This is a genomic window from Ruegeria sp. ANG-S4, assembly GCF_000814005.1.
Lineage (GTDB): Bacteria > Pseudomonadota > Alphaproteobacteria > Rhodobacterales > Rhodobacteraceae > Ruegeria.
The window spans coordinates 226,674-242,079 of sequence record NZ_JWLK01000001.1; the positions used below are offsets into that span (position 1 = coordinate 226,674).

The 15,406-nt window shown below is 57.8% G+C and carries 15 protein-coding genes; 12 read left to right on the plus strand and 3 right to left on the minus strand.

Annotated elements, in window-relative coordinates:
- The first annotated feature begins 293 nt into the window (after window positions 1-293).
- Window positions 294-1,199 (plus strand): FecR domain-containing protein, encoded by a 906-nt coding sequence (locus tag RA28_RS01185; protein ID WP_052261333.1) that lies wholly within the window; start codon window positions 294-296, stop codon window positions 1,197-1,199.
- A 45-nt stretch (window positions 1,200-1,244) separates the two neighbouring features.
- Window positions 1,245-3,494: a CHASE2 domain-containing protein gene (locus RA28_RS01190; RefSeq protein ID WP_241481042.1), complete on the plus strand. Its 2,250-nt coding sequence runs from the start codon at window positions 1,245-1,247 to the stop codon at window positions 3,492-3,494.
- Between the two features lie 214 nt (window positions 3,495-3,708).
- Here the strand turns inward: RA28_RS01190 and hemC are convergent, their stop codons facing one another.
- Window positions 3,709-4,668 (minus strand): hydroxymethylbilane synthase, encoded by a 960-nt coding sequence (gene hemC / locus RA28_RS01195; RefSeq protein WP_039522835.1) that lies wholly within the window; start codon window positions 4,666-4,668, stop codon window positions 3,709-3,711.
- A 106-nt stretch (window positions 4,669-4,774) separates the two neighbouring features.
- Between hemC and hemE the strand changes: the two genes are divergently transcribed.
- The 7 genes from hemE (at window position 4,775) to uvrC (ending at window position 12,659) form a co-directional block, all read left to right on the plus strand.
- Window positions 4,775-5,809 carry a uroporphyrinogen decarboxylase gene (gene hemE, locus RA28_RS01200; protein ID WP_039522837.1) on the plus strand — a complete coding sequence of 345 codons (1,035 nt, stop codon included), beginning with the start codon at window positions 4,775-4,777 and terminating at the stop codon, window positions 5,807-5,809.
- A gap of 175 nt (window positions 5,810-5,984) precedes the next feature.
- Entirely contained in the window at window positions 5,985-6,914 is a 930-nt protein-coding gene (locus RA28_RS01205) for an ABC transporter ATP-binding protein (protein ID WP_039522839.1), read from the plus strand.
- The gene (locus RA28_RS01210; RefSeq protein WP_039522842.1) at window positions 6,911-7,672 is read left to right on the plus strand and encodes an ABC transporter permease; all 762 of its coding nucleotides are present in this window, start codon (window positions 6,911-6,913) and stop codon (window positions 7,670-7,672) included. The genes RA28_RS01205 and RA28_RS01210 overlap by 4 nt, the downstream gene beginning before the upstream one ends.
- Window positions 7,673-7,776: 104 nt before the next feature.
- Window positions 7,777-8,574: a S49 family peptidase gene (locus RA28_RS01215; RefSeq protein ID WP_039522844.1), complete on the plus strand. Its 798-nt coding sequence runs from the start codon at window positions 7,777-7,779 to the stop codon at window positions 8,572-8,574.
- Between the two features lie 168 nt (window positions 8,575-8,742).
- Window positions 8,743-9,693, plus strand: coding sequence for a calcium/sodium antiporter (locus tag RA28_RS01225; RefSeq protein ID WP_039522849.1), 951 nt, complete (start codon window positions 8,743-8,745; stop codon window positions 9,691-9,693).
- 21 nt (window positions 9,694-9,714) lie between these two features.
- Entirely contained in the window at window positions 9,715-10,494 is a 780-nt protein-coding gene (locus tag RA28_RS01230; protein ID WP_039522851.1) for an SDR family oxidoreductase, read from the plus strand.
- A gap of 290 nt (window positions 10,495-10,784) precedes the next feature.
- Window positions 10,785-12,659 carry an excinuclease ABC subunit UvrC gene (uvrC, locus tag RA28_RS01235; protein ID WP_039525476.1) on the plus strand — a complete coding sequence of 625 codons (1,875 nt, stop codon included), beginning with the start codon at window positions 10,785-10,787 and terminating at the stop codon, window positions 12,657-12,659.
- On the opposite strand, the gene RA28_RS01240 is transcribed toward uvrC, so the two are convergent.
- A complete protein-coding gene (locus tag RA28_RS01240; RefSeq protein WP_039525479.1) occupies window positions 12,656-13,540 on the minus strand; it encodes a DMT family transporter in 885 nt (294 codons plus the stop codon). The genes uvrC and RA28_RS01240 overlap by 4 nt on opposite strands.
- A 174-nt stretch (window positions 13,541-13,714) precedes the next feature.
- On the opposite strand from RA28_RS01240, the gene pgsA reads away from it, so the two are divergent.
- The 3 genes from pgsA to RA28_RS01255 are packed head-to-tail and all read left to right on the plus strand — an operon-like array spanning window position 13,715 to window position 15,080.
- Window positions 13,715-14,383 carry a CDP-diacylglycerol--glycerol-3-phosphate 3-phosphatidyltransferase gene (pgsA, locus tag RA28_RS01245; RefSeq protein WP_039522853.1) on the plus strand — a complete coding sequence of 223 codons (669 nt, stop codon included), beginning with the start codon at window positions 13,715-13,717 and terminating at the stop codon, window positions 14,381-14,383.
- A gap of 3 nt (window positions 14,384-14,386) precedes the next feature.
- The gene (moaD, locus tag RA28_RS01250) at window positions 14,387-14,632 is read left to right on the plus strand and encodes a molybdopterin converting factor subunit 1 (protein WP_039522855.1); all 246 of its coding nucleotides are present in this window, start codon (window positions 14,387-14,389) and stop codon (window positions 14,630-14,632) included.
- Between the two features lie 4 nt (window positions 14,633-14,636).
- Window positions 14,637-15,080, plus strand: a complete 444-nt coding sequence (locus RA28_RS01255; RefSeq protein ID WP_039522857.1) for a molybdenum cofactor biosynthesis protein MoaE — start codon at window positions 14,637-14,639, stop codon at window positions 15,078-15,080.
- Between the two features lie 5 nt (window positions 15,081-15,085).
- Here the strand turns inward: RA28_RS01255 and RA28_RS01260 are convergent, their stop codons facing one another.
- Window positions 15,086-15,406, minus strand: a complete 321-nt coding sequence (locus tag RA28_RS01260) for a hypothetical protein (RefSeq protein ID WP_039522860.1) — start codon at window positions 15,404-15,406, stop codon at window positions 15,086-15,088.

A 15,406-nucleotide genomic window follows, 5' to 3' on the forward strand; every position in this document is an offset into this window, starting at 1 on the left:
CATTTGCTGCGATGCAAAGCGTTAGCGGCTAAGACAATCCGGCCGGTGATGAAGGGTCGAAAGTTCACAAGAAACCTAAAAGTGGTCCCATACTTGCAATACACATCGTTTTTGACGCATATTTGTTCAGATTTTAAATTCATAATGATCAAATGAAGTTAGCATTCTGAGGTGCAAAATCGGGCGTGAGGCGTTGTTGGCCTCAACGAGAACCTTTGGGGGAAGGGGACCTGATTTTGGCTTGTCTGAAGATTTTTCTATGTATTCTATTTTTTGTTTCGCTGCCCGCCACGGTGTCAGCTTCAATCGGGAAAGTGCTGAGCGTCAAACCCGGGGCCGAGGTTGTCCGCGCCGGTCAGACATTGACCCTGCGCAAGGGCATGGATGTGGCGTCCGGCGATATGATCACGACGAACCGCTCGGGTGTTGTGCAATTGGTCTTCAATGATGAGACGAAGATTGCTGTGGGCCCCAATGCTAAGATGGTGCTGGATGTCTCGATGCTGCGCGGGAACCGAAAGGCCAAGAGCTTTGCGGTTCAGGCCTTGGGCGGCAGTTTTCGCTTTATCTCCGGCAACAGCAAAAAGCGCGCCTATTCGATAAAGACACCGACGGCAACGATGGCCGTGCGGGGCACAACCTTTGATATCTGGGTGCCGTCAGGCGAACAAAGCGCGATGTTGGTTCTGGAAGGCGCAGTGCAGATGTGCAGCCTGAGCGGTGGTTGCCGGCGCGGGGATTACCAATGCAGCATGTTCGCCACCAGTCCCGGCGGTGGAGTCGGTCAGCCTGCCGATGTGGCGCAATACGATAAGGCTGTGACAACCGGGTTCCCGTTTCTGCAAGCGCAGCAGCGTCTTTTGCCGCCGTTCCAGGTGAACATTGGCGGGTGTTCTGGCGCCGAGGCGTTGTCCCCGCGTGTGCGAGTGGACACCAGCGAGCCGCAACGGCGTCCGGAAAGGGAGGCCGCCGAACCAGAGCGATCCTCAGCCTCCCGATCGGCCAGCCGTTCGGCCCCGTCGCGATCCGATCCGCCAGCCGCGCGGGCCGAGGCCCGTGCCGGTCGTTCGACCAGTGCAAGTGCCACAGCCGGAAGCGTCAACGTATCAATCGATCTGTCGGATGATGGTCCGGGCGGGTCGGGCACATCTGCCAGCGCAACCGCAGGCGGCATAACAGCGGAAGCCGAGACGAGATAGTCGTGATGCGACCCGTCTTGTCCCCTCGGCCTGCGGGAGGTTGGCGTGGCAGGTAACACCAAAGCAAGGGTTGCGCGGCGGCTGGGCTTTCGGTTGGTCGGGCTGGGGTTGATCCTGTTTGGGTGTTTCATTCGCGTTCTGGATCCCTATCCGGTGCAAATGTCCCGGTTCATATACTTCGATGTCCTGCAGCGGATTTCACCACGGGCTTATGACCCCGATCTTCCGGTTCGTGTTGTTGATATCGACGAGAAGTCCCTTACGACCTGGGGCCAGTGGCCCTGGCCGCGCACGCAACTGGCGGATATGGTCGGCCGACTGGGTGAGTATGGGGCAGCCGCGATTGCGTTCGACATGCTCTTTGCCGAGCCAGACCGCTATAGCGTGTCTCGTCTGATGCAGGACCCGGCCTTGACGGGGCTATTGCAAGCTGATCCGTCCGCCAAAACCCTGGACAACGACGTTGCATTTGGCGCCGAAATTTCCAACTGGCCCGTTGTTTTGGGCGTTGCCGCCAGGTCGACCGACAGTGGCACCATTGTCACCCCCAAGGCAGGGTTGGTCGAGATCGGGGATCAACCCGCCGCCGGTTTGGTCTCGGTTCCGCACTGGACACCACTTGCGCCGCCCTTGGGTGAGGACGCGATCGGAATCGGCGGCGTGAATGTCTCGCCCCTGGACGGTTCGGGCGTGGTGCGCCGTGTACCGTTGCTGTGGTCCGGCCCCGGTGGCGTAATGCCGGGCTTGGGTATCGAAGCGCTGCGGGTTGCCATGGGCGAGCCGGTTTACTTTGCTGAAGGATCACAGGACGAAGCTGGCATCATGTTGGCCGTCGGGGTCGGTGATTTCCTGCTGCCGACGACGGAAAACGGCGAAGTCTGGGTGCGGTATCGACGGGACCATCCCGGTCTTTACATTTCTGCCGATGATATAATGCAACATGACGATGACCCGGGTCTGCGGTCCGAGATCGAGGGACGCATCATATTGGTCGGAACTTCGGCGGCGGGCCTTTTCGATATGCAGGAAACTACGCTGGGCGAGGCTGTTCCCGGTGTGTCGATCCACGCCCAGATTATTGAACAGATCATCCTTGGCGATACGCTGAGCAGGTCAGACGTCACCGCCGCGCTTGAACTGCTTGCCTTCGTCATTCTGGGTATGGTGGTGACATTCGTAATGTCCCGCGTAGGCGCGGTCGCATCTTTTGTTGCAGGTGGTGTCGCGGCTGCCGCTGTGATGGGGATCAGTTGGCTGGCCTTTCAGAACCACGCGGTGTTGTTTGACGCGACCTTCCCCCTGGCAGGCGGGATGGCCAATTTCGGGCTTTTGGCAGGATACCTGTTCGTTTCGACCGAGCGTGAGAAACGTGTCATTCGCAGGACATTTTCGCACTATGTCGCGCCCGAGATTCTGGACGAGATGGAAGCCAGCGGCCATCAGTTGCAATTGGGAGGCGAGACCCAGGACATCACGGTCATGTTCTCGGACATCCGCGACTTTACTCCATTATCCGAGTCCGTCTCTGCAACCGATCTTGTTACACTATTGAACGCTCTGTTTTCGGAACTCGGCGATCAAATCCTGTTCGAGCATGGCACGATCGATAAATTCATCGGGGATGCCGTCATGGCATTCTGGAATGCGCCAGTGCCGGTTCGGGATCATCCGGTTCGGGCGGCGCAGGCGGCGCTGAAAATGCGCAAGGCTCTGGCCACGTTCAACGCCTCGCCCATCATGCACGGGCGACCCCAGATTGCCTTGGCCACGGGGTGCGCCTCTGGTGTGGCCTGTGTGGGTAACATTGGATCGCGCAGCCGGTTCAACTATACGGTCATTGGCGATGTCGTGAATGTTGCCGCGAGGCTGGAGCAGAATTGTCGACATGTGGATTATGACATTTTGATTTCGAACTCGGTTTATGGGGAAATTGGACAGAAACTCGCCCTGCTGGAAGCCGGGTTTGTCGACTTGAAGGGAAAGTCCAAACCGGAACCTGTGTTCGTGCTGGTCGGAGACCGCGACATGGCAGAATCCAGCGGATTCAAAAAACTGCGGAAAACACACCAATCCCTGTTACTGGCAATCCAAAAACGTGGAACGCGTGCGGAGGTGTATGGCCTGTGCCAAGAATGCCTGACCCTGGCGAGCGACATTGAGCCGGGCCTTGAAAGGTTCTATCGGGCGATTCCGGGCAGAGTGGCAGATTTCCGTGCGGAAACTCGGTCGGGTGCGGCCATATTCAGTCATCACAGCGCAGACGATAGCGGCGCAAGGGTGCAAACAGGAAGCTGATATCCAAAACAAAACGGACCGTTGCGTTTTCACGCAACGGCCCGCCGTGTTCGGTCAGATGGATCGGTCTCGCCCCCTCGAATACTATCTAAAACAAAACCGGTTAAAACTTTCGATATATTCGAGACTGATCTAACATCCGAACCGGAACACCCTCATACTGTAGCATCGCGAAAACGAGTTCAGTGAAGAAGTTCACATTAAGGTAAAAATTTTAGCTTCTCCATTCAAAAAAACCGTAACCCGCTTGTTTCAATAGGGAATTTGCCAGCTCACGACCCATATCGATTCCGTCTTCTGCCGCGGCTTCGATAGATTCTGAAATGGCCTCGGACCCGTCCGGGCGCAAAACCTGACCCCGCAAGCGCAGGCCGCCGTCTCGGAATTCGGCCAATCCAGCGATGGGAGTTTCGCAAGATCCATCCAACCCAGCCAGCAAGCTGCGCTCGGCAGCAAGGCGCTGGGCCGTCTGGGTACAGTGAATCGCCTCGAGCAAGCCTGCGGCGCGGATGTCTTCTGCGCGCCGTTCAATCCCGATGGTCCCTTGCGCGATTGCCGGCAACATGGCGTCAGGTGAAATCGCCGTCGCCGGGACATCGTGCATTTCCAGTCGGCGCAGACCGGCCATTGCAAGAAATGTACAGTCTGCAACCCCGTTGGCCAGTTTTTTCAGCCGGGTTTGAACGTTACCCCGAAACTCGACAACGTTCAGATCCGGGCGGCGGTTCAGCAATTGGGCGCGTCGTCGAAGCGACGAGGTGCCAACCACTGCTCCCTCGGGCAGATCGTCCAGCGTGCTCAGTTGCGGTGAAATGAAGGCGTCGCGCACGTCTTCGCGCGGCAGAAAAGCATCCAGCACAAGGCCATGCGGTTGCTCGACCGGCATGTCTTTGGTCGAATGCACCGCGATGTCGATTTCGCCGCGCAGCATCGCTTCTTCAATTTCTTTTGTGAAAAGACCTTTGTTGCCGATTTCCTTCAGCGGTCGGTCCGCATCGATCAGAGTGCGGTTGTCACCCGTGGTTTTGATCACCACGATTTCGAAAGCATTCTCGGGCAAGTCGAAAGCCGCGCCCAATCGTTGCCGGGTTTCATGCGCCTGGGCCAGCGCCAGCGGCGAACCACGCGTTCCGATCTTCAAGGGTGCGGCGGGAGTGGGAAGGGTCAGGGTCATGTCTTCTGCTTTAGTCGCGGCACATTGCCCTGACAATGGGTGGAGCGCTTGACAAATTGCCGCTCAGGGCCGACCCGTTGCGTCGTGTTTTGAAAAGAGGGCGGGAATGGCCGACAAAAAAAAGCTGCTGCGGGCGCTGGCAGGTGAAGTTCAGGACGTTCCTCCGATCTGGATGATGCGGCAGGCCGGGCGGTATTTGCCGGAATACCGCGCCACACGGGCACAGGCCGGGGATTTCCTGTCGTTGTGCTACAACCCCGAGCTTGCCGCCGAGGTCACGCTGCAACCCATTCGCCGTTATGGATTTGATGCGGCGATCCTGTTTGCTGACATTCTGTTGGTTCCGCAGGCGCTGGGCGCCGATCTGTGGTTCGTCACCGGCGAAGGGCCCCGGTTGTCGACCATCACGCAGAAATCGGATTTCGATGTCTTGAAACCCGTCGACGCGATCCACGAAACGCTTTCACCGGTCTATGAAACCGTGCGTATCCTGTCGCGCACATTGCCGTCCGAGACCACGCTGATCGGGTTTGCCGGTGCGCCGTGGACGGTTGCGACTTACATGATCGCGGGACGTGGCACACCGGATCAGGGTCCGGCCCATGCTTTGCGCGAGCAGGAGACAGCGTTGTTTGAGGCGCTGCTCGATCGGATTACAGAGGCCACGATCGAATACCTGTCTGCTCAGATCGAAGCGGGGGCAGAGGTGGTCAAGATTTTCGACAGTTGGGCCGGGTCGCTGAAAGGCGCGGCGTTCGACAAATACGCGGTGGCGCCCTGTCGGACGATCACGCAGGCCATCAAAGATCGCCATCCTGGAATTCCAGTGATCGGCTTTCCCCGTGAGGCTGGCGAGGGCTATGTCGGGTTTGCCAAAGCGACCGGGGTGGATTGCGTGGCCCTCGACAACTCCGTTTCGCCCGATTGGGCGGCTGCGCATGTTCAGGCGGACGGCTGCGTTCAGGGCAATCTGGCGTCGTCCCATATGGTCACAGGGGGTCAGGCTTTGGTGGACGAGACCCGCTCGATTGTTCAGGCATTCTCGAACGGGCCGCACATCTTTAACCTTGGACACGGGATCACACCCGATGCCGATCCGGAAAACGTTCAATTGATGATCGACACGGTGCGCGGCGGATAGGTAGCGAACAAGGGGGCCAGCCCCCTTCTTGGCCTGCGGCCAATTCAACCCCCGGGATATTTTTGGCCAGATGAAGGGGCGGATCGGGTGTTGATGATGGGCGCTTGTTTTCCCGAAACGCGCAATGGTATGTGCGTAAAGGACCTGCCGGAACCAGGCGGGACGAGGGAACAGCATGACGACCATTCTTTCCATCAAGGATCTGCGCAAGTCTTACGCAGGTGGGTTTGAGGCGCTGAAAGGCGTCTCGCTGGAGATCGAAGAAGGAGAGATCCTGGCGTTGCTGGGCCCCAATGGCGCAGGCAAGACCACTCTGATCTCAACCGTGTGCGGGATCACAACGCCGACTTCGGGCACCGTCACGGTGGGCGGCTATGACATCCAGGCGGACTTTCGCGCGGCGCGCAAGATGATCGGATTGGTGCCACAGGAAATCGCCCTTGAACCGTTTGAGAAGGTCTGGAACACGGTCAGGTTTTCGCGCGGCCTGTTCGGACATGGCCGCGACAATGCCCGGATCGAAGAAATTTTGCGCAAGCTCTCGCTGTGGGACAAGCGCAAGAACGCAATCAAGGAGTTGTCCGGTGGCATGAAGCGCCGCGTTCTGATCGCCAAAGCACTGGCGCACGAGCCCCGCATTCTGTTTCTGGATGAACCTACAGCGGGGGTGGATGTCGAACTGCGCAAGGACATGTGGCAGATCGTGGCTGAACTGAAACAGGCCGGTGTCACCATCATTCTGACCACGCATTATATCGAAGAGGCCGAGGCCATTGCCGACCGCGTTGGCGTCATTGACAAAGGTGAACTGCTGTTGGTGCAAGAAAAGGACGCGCTGATGGCACAGATGGGCAAGAAGCAGATCGAGGTCATGCTGACCGAGCCCATTGCCGCCATTCCCGATGCCTTGTCTGACCATGGCCTGACACTGAACGGTGCGGGCGATGTGCTTATCTACACCTACGATACAAATGCCGAGCGGACGGGGATCACCACGTTGCTGAACGATGTCGCCCAAACTGGCTTGGTGTTGCGAGATGTTCAGACCCGTCAGTCGAGCCTTGAGGAAATCTTTGTCAATCTGGTGTCGGGAGAGCCCGCATGAACTGGACCGCAATTGCAGCCATCTATCGCTTCGAAATGGCCCGGTTCTTTCGCACGCTGGCGCAGAGCTTCCTGTCGCCGGTCCTGTCGACCTCGCTGTATTTCGTGGTCTTCGGGACCGCAATCGGCAGCCGCATTCAAGAGGTCGAAGGGGTCTCGTACGGGGCATTTATCGTGCCGGGCCTGATCATGTTGTCGGTCGTGATGCTGGCGATTTCCAATGCCTCATTCGGAATCTACTTTCCGAAATTTCTGGGTACGATTTATGAATTGCTGTCCGCCCCGGTCAATTTCATAGAGATCGTGGTCGGGTATGTCGGCGCAGCAGCGACCAAATCATTGTTCGTAGGGTTGGTCATCCTGGCGACCGCCACATTCTTTGTGGACATAAGAATCGAGCACCCGCTGGCGATGGCGGCCTTTTTGATCCTGACCTGCCTCAGCTTTTCGCTGTTGGGGTTCATTATCGGCATATGGGCCAGCAACTTCGAGCAGATGTCCCTGGTGCCGCAACTGATCGTGACGCCTTTGATCTTTCTTGGGGGAACCTTTTATTCGATCTCGATGCTGCCGCCCTTGTGGCAGACAATCACGCTGTTCAATCCGGTGGTTTATCTGATCTCGGGCTTTCGTTGGTCTTTCTATGGACTGTCGGATGTGCCGATTGTGTTCAGCCTTTTGGCAATCCTCGCCTTCACTGGTGGGTGTTTGGCAATCATTGGCTGGATATTCAAAACCGGTTGGCGCATCCGCAATTAGGGCGTTGCATTTTTGTCTGTCGCGTGTGCTATTTTGGTTGTCCCGACGCCTATGATCCGAACGCTCTCTTGTTTCGGGGTGGGGCGCACTCTACATCGGCACCCATGAAACTCAGCCTGCCGTTTGTCAAAAAGCCGCCGCTCGTGGCCATTGTCCGTCTGTCCGGTGCGATCGGCATGGCCGGTCGGGCCTCGTTGAACGACACGTCTTTGGCGCCTGTCTTGGAAAAAGCATTCCGAAAGGGAAAGCCTGCCGCAGTTGCGATCGAAGTGAATTCACCCGGTGGATCGCCAGTACAAAGTTCATTGATCGGGGCGCGGATCAGGCGGCTGGCGGACGAACTGGACATTCCCGTTTATGCCTTCGTCGAGGATGTGGCCGCTTCCGGTGGCTATTGGCTGGCGGCGGCAGCGGATGAAATCTGGGCGGATGACAGCTCGGTCCTTGGTTCCATCGGCGTTATTTCGTCTGGTTTTGGTGCCCATGTCCTTTTGGCGAGGCAAGGGGTCGAGCGGCGGGTGCACACCGCCGGGCAGTCCAAGTCGATGCTGGATCCGTTCGCACCGGAAAAGAAAGAGGATGTAGCGCGCCTGAAGGTCTTGCTGGACGATATCCACGCCAACTTCATCGACCATGTCAAATCCCGCCGCGCGGGCAAGCTGGACGAAAGCGCCGACTTGTTCAACGGAGAGGTCTGGCTTGCGCGCCGTGCGCAACAGCTTGGCCTGATTGACGGCGTCGCGCATCTGAAGCCCAAGATGCAGGAAAGGTTTGGCGACAAGGTCAGATTCCGCCGTTATGGTCTTCGCAAGGCAATCTGGTCGCGCTTTGGAACAGCAATTGTACAGGACACTGTCGCCGGTCTGGAGGAGCGGGCAGCTTTTGCGCGTTTCGGTTTGTGACGTGATCATAAAGGTCGTTTTTCTGTTTCTGATTGGCATGGGTGTGCTGGCGATGTTCGGCAAATTGCGTTTCCCCGGTCAGCGGCGCCTGAGTTCCGCCAAATGCCCGCGTTGTGGGCGGTTCCGGATCGGAAAAGGCCCTTGTCCCTGTGAAAAAGGAGGCCGCCGATGACGGCGTGGCTGCTTTCCGGCCTTGGCCTCGTGATCTTGTTGCTGGCAGGGGACGCGCTTGTTCGGGGCGCCGTAAACCTCAGCCTGCGATTGGGGGTTCCGGCACTGATCGTCAGCCTGACGATTGTGGCGTTTGGCACCTCGGCACCGGAACTGCTTATCGCCATCAGTGCGATCAAAGAGAATGCCCCGGGCATCGCGCTGGGTAATGTTGTCGGTTCGAATACGGCCAATATCCTTCTTGTTCTGGGCCTGCCCGCGCTTTTGGCGACGTTGCACACAAGCGAATGCGACAGTCGCAAGAACTATGTGTTCATGCTGATCGCGTCGGTCCTGTTCATTGCGCTCGCCTTTTTTGGCGTTTTCAACCTGATCAGCGGCGCGGTGCTGCTGACGGCGTTGGCACTGGTGCTGTGGAACGCCTTTCGCGAGGCGAAAGCGCACCGCAAAGCCTGTGCAGATGATGATGAATTGGAAGGCCTCGAAGAGGTCGATCCGGACATGCCGTACTGGAAGCTGTCGATCTACCTGATCCTGGGCCTGATCGGCCTGCCGATGGGCGCGCATTTGCTGGTCGATAATGCCACGGTTATTGCCAAATACTACGGCGTCAGCGAAACGGTGATCGGATTGACGCTGGTTGCGGTCGGCACCTCGTTGCCCGAGTTGGCCACCACCGTGATGGCTGCATTGCGCAGGCAAGCCGACGTCGCGTTGGGTAACGTGATCGGTTCGAACATGTTCAACCTTTTGGCCATTATCGGCATCGCGACACTGTTTGGCCGTATCCCTGTGGATCCTGAGTTCCTGTATTTCGACCTGTGGGTCATGTTGGGCGCGTCGCTTTTGCTGGTGCCGTTTGTTTTCTTCAAACAAGACATCACACGAATTTGGGGAATGGTATTGACCCTGCTTTATGTGGTCTACGTTGCTATCCTGCTGGCTTAATTTAACAGAACGGGGGCCCCAATGAACCGAGCTTTGGTAACCGGTGCCGGACAGCGGTTGGGGCGGGCGATGGCGCTGTATCTGGCGCAGCGCGGATATGACGTTGCCGTGCATTACGCCAGTTCCGGACAAGCCGCCAAGGAAACCGTCGCCGACATCCACGCAATGGGTCAGTCTGCAGCGGCTTTGCACGCCGATCTGTTGGACGAAGATCAGGTCAGCACATTGCTGCCGCGTGCCGCTGATGCCTTGGGCGGAACGATCACCTGCCTCGTCAACAACGCTTCGATCTTCGAGTACGACAATGTCAAAACGGCGACCCGGCACAGCTGGGACCGTCACATTGAAAGCAATCTGCGCGCACCGTTCGTGTTGACCCAAGCCATGGCGGAACAGGGCCTGCAGCCAGGCAAGGACGCGATGGGCGAACCGGTGGCATCCGGTCTGATCGTGAACATGGTGGATATGCGGGTGCGAAAACTGACGCCCGAGTTCATGACTTACACGATCGCCAAAATGGGTCTTTGGGCTTTGACACAAACCGCGGCACAGGCATTGGCCCCGGCGATCCGGGTCAACGCCATCGGTCCCGGCCCGACCTTGCAGGGCCACCGGCAGAGCGAAAGCCATTTCAATGCTCAGCGTCAAGCCACCGTTTTGGAACGCGGTGCAAACCCTTCGGATATCACTGCGGCGTTGGGGTATTTTCTGGACGCTCAAGCCGTGACCGGGCAGTTGCTGTGTGTTGACGGGGGTCAGCATCTGGTCTGGCAAACGGCGGACGTTCTAGGGGTCGAATAGGCAAAATCGGCATGAGTTTTGCACCGCTCGCTTTTCTGTTACACGCGCGTTACAAAAATGTCTTTTTTTTCATATACTTGTTTCCTATCGAAAAAAATTTCTTTTAAAAACAGTATGTTAGTACGTTGCCTATTTTTTGTGCAGATTAGGGAAGCGGCAATAAATTAAGGGAAAATCTGATGCGCCAAAAACTTATCTGCACAGTTATCCACAGAAACCGTGGATTTGTTTCCTCTTGATCTGAAGCGCACAAGATTGCAGCCATCGCCAGAGAATCATATTTCATGGTCATGACGCCTCAGCACGAATCAAGTTCCGACGGCCAGCCGACCGGTTACGCCTGTATCCAGCGCTATGTGAAAACGCTGGACAGCTCGCCGGGCGTCTATCGCATGTTGGATGGCGACAGTCGGGTTCTTTACGTGGGAAAGGCGCGAAATCTCAAGGCCCGGGTATCGAATTATGCGCGACCGGGGCACTCGGGTCGGATCGAAAGGATGATCGCATCCACTGCGTCGATGATGTTCCTGACCACAAGGACCGAGACCGAGGCGCTGTTGCTTGAACAGAACCTGATCAAGCAACTGAAGCCGAAGTACAACGTTCTGCTGCGCGACGACAAAAGCTTTCCGAACATCCTGGTTGCCAAGGACCACGCGTTTCCCCAGATCAAAAAACATCGCGGTGCCAAGAAGGAAAAGGGGGCCTATTTCGGACCCTTTGCCAGCGCAGGTGCTGTGAACCGAACGCTGAATCAGCTGCAAAAGGCGTTCTTGCTGCGCAATTGCTCGGACTCGATGTTCGAAAGCCGCTCGCGGCCTTGCCTGCTCTATCAGATCAAGCGCTGTTCGGGCCCGTGCGTCGGGCTGATTTCGGAACAGGATTACCGCGAAAGTGTTCGGGATGCGGAACGCTTCTTGTCGGGCCGTTCGACCAAGGTGCAGGAGGATTTGGCCGAACAGATGATGGCGGCGTCGGAAGCGATGGAGTTCGAACGCGCAGCTGGACTGCGTGATCGTATCCGGGCGCTGACCCAGGTTCAGACGTCACAAGGTATCAATCCACGGGGCGTTGCCGAAGCAGACGTGATCGGCCTTTACATGGACAGTGGGCAAGCCTGCGTTCAGGTGTTTTTTATTCGCGCCAATCAGAACTGGGGAAACAAGGACTTTTACCCGCGTGTCGGCGCGGACGTATCAGCGGCTGAGGTTATGGAAGCGTTCCTTGGCCAGTTCTACGACAACAAGGAACCGCCACGTCAGTTGATCCTTTCAGATGCGATCGAAAACGCTGATCTGATGCAGGATGCGCTGAGTGAAAAGGTGGGGCGCAAGGTTGAAATCCTCGTGCCCCAGCGGGGAGAGAAACAGGAGTTGGTTGCTGGTGCCCTGCGCAATGCGCGCGAGTCTTTAGCGCGGCGCATGTCGGAAAGCGCCACACAGGCCAAATTGCTGCGTGGCGTTGCCGAGGCGTTCGATCTGGATGCGCCTCCCGCGCGGATCGAGGTCTATGACAACAGCCACATACAGGGCACGAATGCCGTCGGCGGCATGATCGTTGCCGGACCCGAAGGGTACATGAAAAACGCGTATCGCAAGTTCAATATCCGGGGGGATGACCTGACCCCGGGTGACGACTTCGGTATGATGAAAGAGGTTCTGAACCGCCGGTTCACCCGCCTGCAAAAGGAAGACCCGGACCGCGACAAGGGTTTGTGGCCCGATCTGCTTTTGATCGACGGCGGCGCGGGGCAGGTCAGCGCCGTGCATGAAATCATGGCGCAACATGGGGTCGAGGATATCCCGATGGTCGGCGTCGCCAAGGGCATCGACCGTGACCACGGCAAGGAAGAGTTCCACCGAATAGGTCAGCGCCCTTTCGCCCTGAAACGAAACGACCCGGTTCTGTATTTCATTCAGCGCCTAAGGGACGAGGCCCACAGGTTTGCCATCGGAACGCACCGGGCGAAGCGGGCCAAGGCGGTCGGAGCAACCCCATTGGACGAAGTCCCCGGAGTTGGCGCGGCACGGAAACGGGCACTGCTGGCGCATTTCGGCAGTGCCAAAGCCGTCAGCCGAGCCAACCTGGCGGACCTTAAAGCGGTCGAAGGAATTTCGGCGGGGCTGGCGCAGAAGGTGTATGACTTCTTCCACGACAAAGGCTAAACGCGCCGACTGCGCCAAAGAATATACAGGCCCGACGCGACAATAAGGGTGCTGCCGATCCACATGGTCTGGTCCAATTGCTCGCCAAACACTGCGACGCCGAGGCCGATCCCGAACAGCAGACGCGAATATCGGAACGGGGTCACAGCAGATACCTCGCCAGTCCGCATCGCTTTCATCAACGAACTGTAAGCGATCGCGCCGAAGACCACCGCACCTGTCAGGTGCAAACCGGTGACCGTAGATAGCGGTTGCGCCGGAGCACCTTCGAAGACCCTAAAGGCAAGTCCCGCAACAATGACGCAGAGAAAGCCGTAGAATCCTAAAACCTCGGTACTCAGCGTCGCGGGGGCCGCCCGGCTGGCCAGATCGCGCCCCGCGAAGCCCAGCATGCCCAGCACGGCAAGGATCGACAGCGCAGAAAAGCTCTGCCCCGTGGGTTGGATCACGATAATCACGCCGATCATTCCGACAAGAATGGCACTCCACCTTCTCCACCCCACGGTTTCGCCAAACACCACGGCAGCGCCTGCAACAACGACCAGCGGCGTTGCCTGCAGGATAACCGTGGCCGATGACAGCGGGGTCAGCGCGATGGCCAGAACATAAAAAAGCCGCCCCAGAATTTCAAAGACGACGCGTATCATCATCGGTCGTGACAGGACATCTGGTTGAAACAGGCGCGACCCCCGGATCGCAGCGACCAACCCAAAGATGATCGACCCGCCAAGGCCGAACAGCAACAGGATCTGCCAGATCGGCAAAACGGCTGAGGCGCCTTTCAACATGGCGTCTTCGGCAGCAAAACAGGCCATCGCCGCAATCATCCATCCGCTGCCGATCAGGTTGGATCTGGGATCGGTTTGGATACGCGGTGTCATCAAGATCAGGCCTTTGGAGATTCTCGGGTGCAATCTGGCGGCAAACCGTTCCAAGGCCAAGGGCAATTCGAGGGGAACCAAGCGATGCGCAGCCACAACCAAGCGATTGGGAACGGTGCAGTTTTTTGCGGCCCTATCTTTTCTGTCCCGAACCAGCAATGTAGGGTCCGTGACATGAAGTGGAACTTGCCGAATATCCTGACCGTCTTGCGTTTGTTGGCAGCCCCCGGTCTGGCCGTAATGTTTCTGTATTTCACCCGGCCTTATGCGGACTGGTTTGCCCTGATCCTGTTTCTTTCAGCGGCAATCACCGACTGGTTCGACGGGTATCTGGCGCGTGCATGGAAGCAAGAAACCAAGATTGGCGCCATGCTGGACCCCATCGCGGACAAGGCCATGGTGGTGATCGCGCTGATGATTTTGGTGGGATATTCCGAGGACAGCTGGACACCGTGGCTGGTTCTGCCAGCCACCGTGATCCTGTTCCGCGAAGTATTTGTTTCGGGTCTACGCGAATATCTGGGCGATGTGGCGGGCACGTTGAAGGTTACACAACTGGCCAAGTGGAAAACGACAGCGCAGATGGTCGCCATTGCTGTTCTGTTTTCCCAGGGTATCTTTGAGCACTACGCCGTGATGTCCACCTATGGCATGGACGCGGCCCTGGTCGAGCAGGTGATCGCGGGCCAAGTTGAGGATGTCAATCATCTGCGCTGGCACCTGAGCGGCATGTACTGGTCAGGCCATATCGGACTGTGGCTTCTTTGGATCGCCGCAACGCTGACATTGATCACCGGCTATGACTACCTACGTAAAGCCATGCCTCACCTGAAGGAGAACTAACGGATGGACGTGCTTTACTTCGCCTGGGTGCGCGAGCGTATCGGCATTCCGAAGGAACGCGTTGAAACCAGTGCGGCCACGGTTTCGGACCTTGTGGCTGAGCTGAGCGCGCGCGAAGATCGATATGCCGCGGCCTTCGCCGATATCTCAGCCCTGCGCGTCGCGCTGGATCAAGAACTGTCAGATTTTGATGCACCGCTTTCGGGCGTACGTGAGGTGGCGTTTTTTCCTCCGATGACGGGCGGCTGACCGGATGCGGATCGTCGTTCAGGAAGACCCGTTCGATCTGGGGGCCGAGGCCAATGCCTTTGCCGAGGGGAGTGCCGAAAACGGGGCGATTGTGACCTTCACGGGTGTCGTTCGTGATTTGGCCGGTGGCGATCTGGATGTGATGGAGATTGAGCACTATCCGGGCATGACCGAGCGCGCCCTGACCAAGATTGCGCAAGAGGCCCAAGCGCGTTGGTCGCTGGGCGATGTGTTGGTTATCCATCGTCATGGACGACTGTCCCCCGGTGATCGGATCATGATGGTCGCCACCGCCGCGCCGCATCGCAAGGATGCCTTTGAAGCGGCCGAATACCTGATGGACTACCTGAAATCCCGCGCACCGTTCTGGAAGAAGGAAATCACACGGTCCGGCGCCGAATGGGTTGCCGCCAAGGATGAAGACGAAGATGCGCTGACGCGCTGGTAACGTGTTCAGTCCGCGTTGTTGATGCGTCCGCGCAGTTCCTCGGCCTCTTGCCGGGCCGCGCGCAATCCGTCCATCGCCGCCGACAATTCCGCTTCGGTTTGGGTCAACTGATTGGTCAGTTCAGCCTCGCGTTGTTGCAGATAGGTGATCGCCTGATCGCGGGTTTCCTCGGCCTCGTGCAATTCCTGGCTCATGCGATCCAGATCCGCCACGTCGCTTTGGCGCACGCGGGACAGGCGATGGGCAAGCCAGTTGGCGAACCACCCCATGCAGAAGGCCGCAAACAGGATAATGGCTGTGGCGATAACAAATTCGGTTCTGTTCAA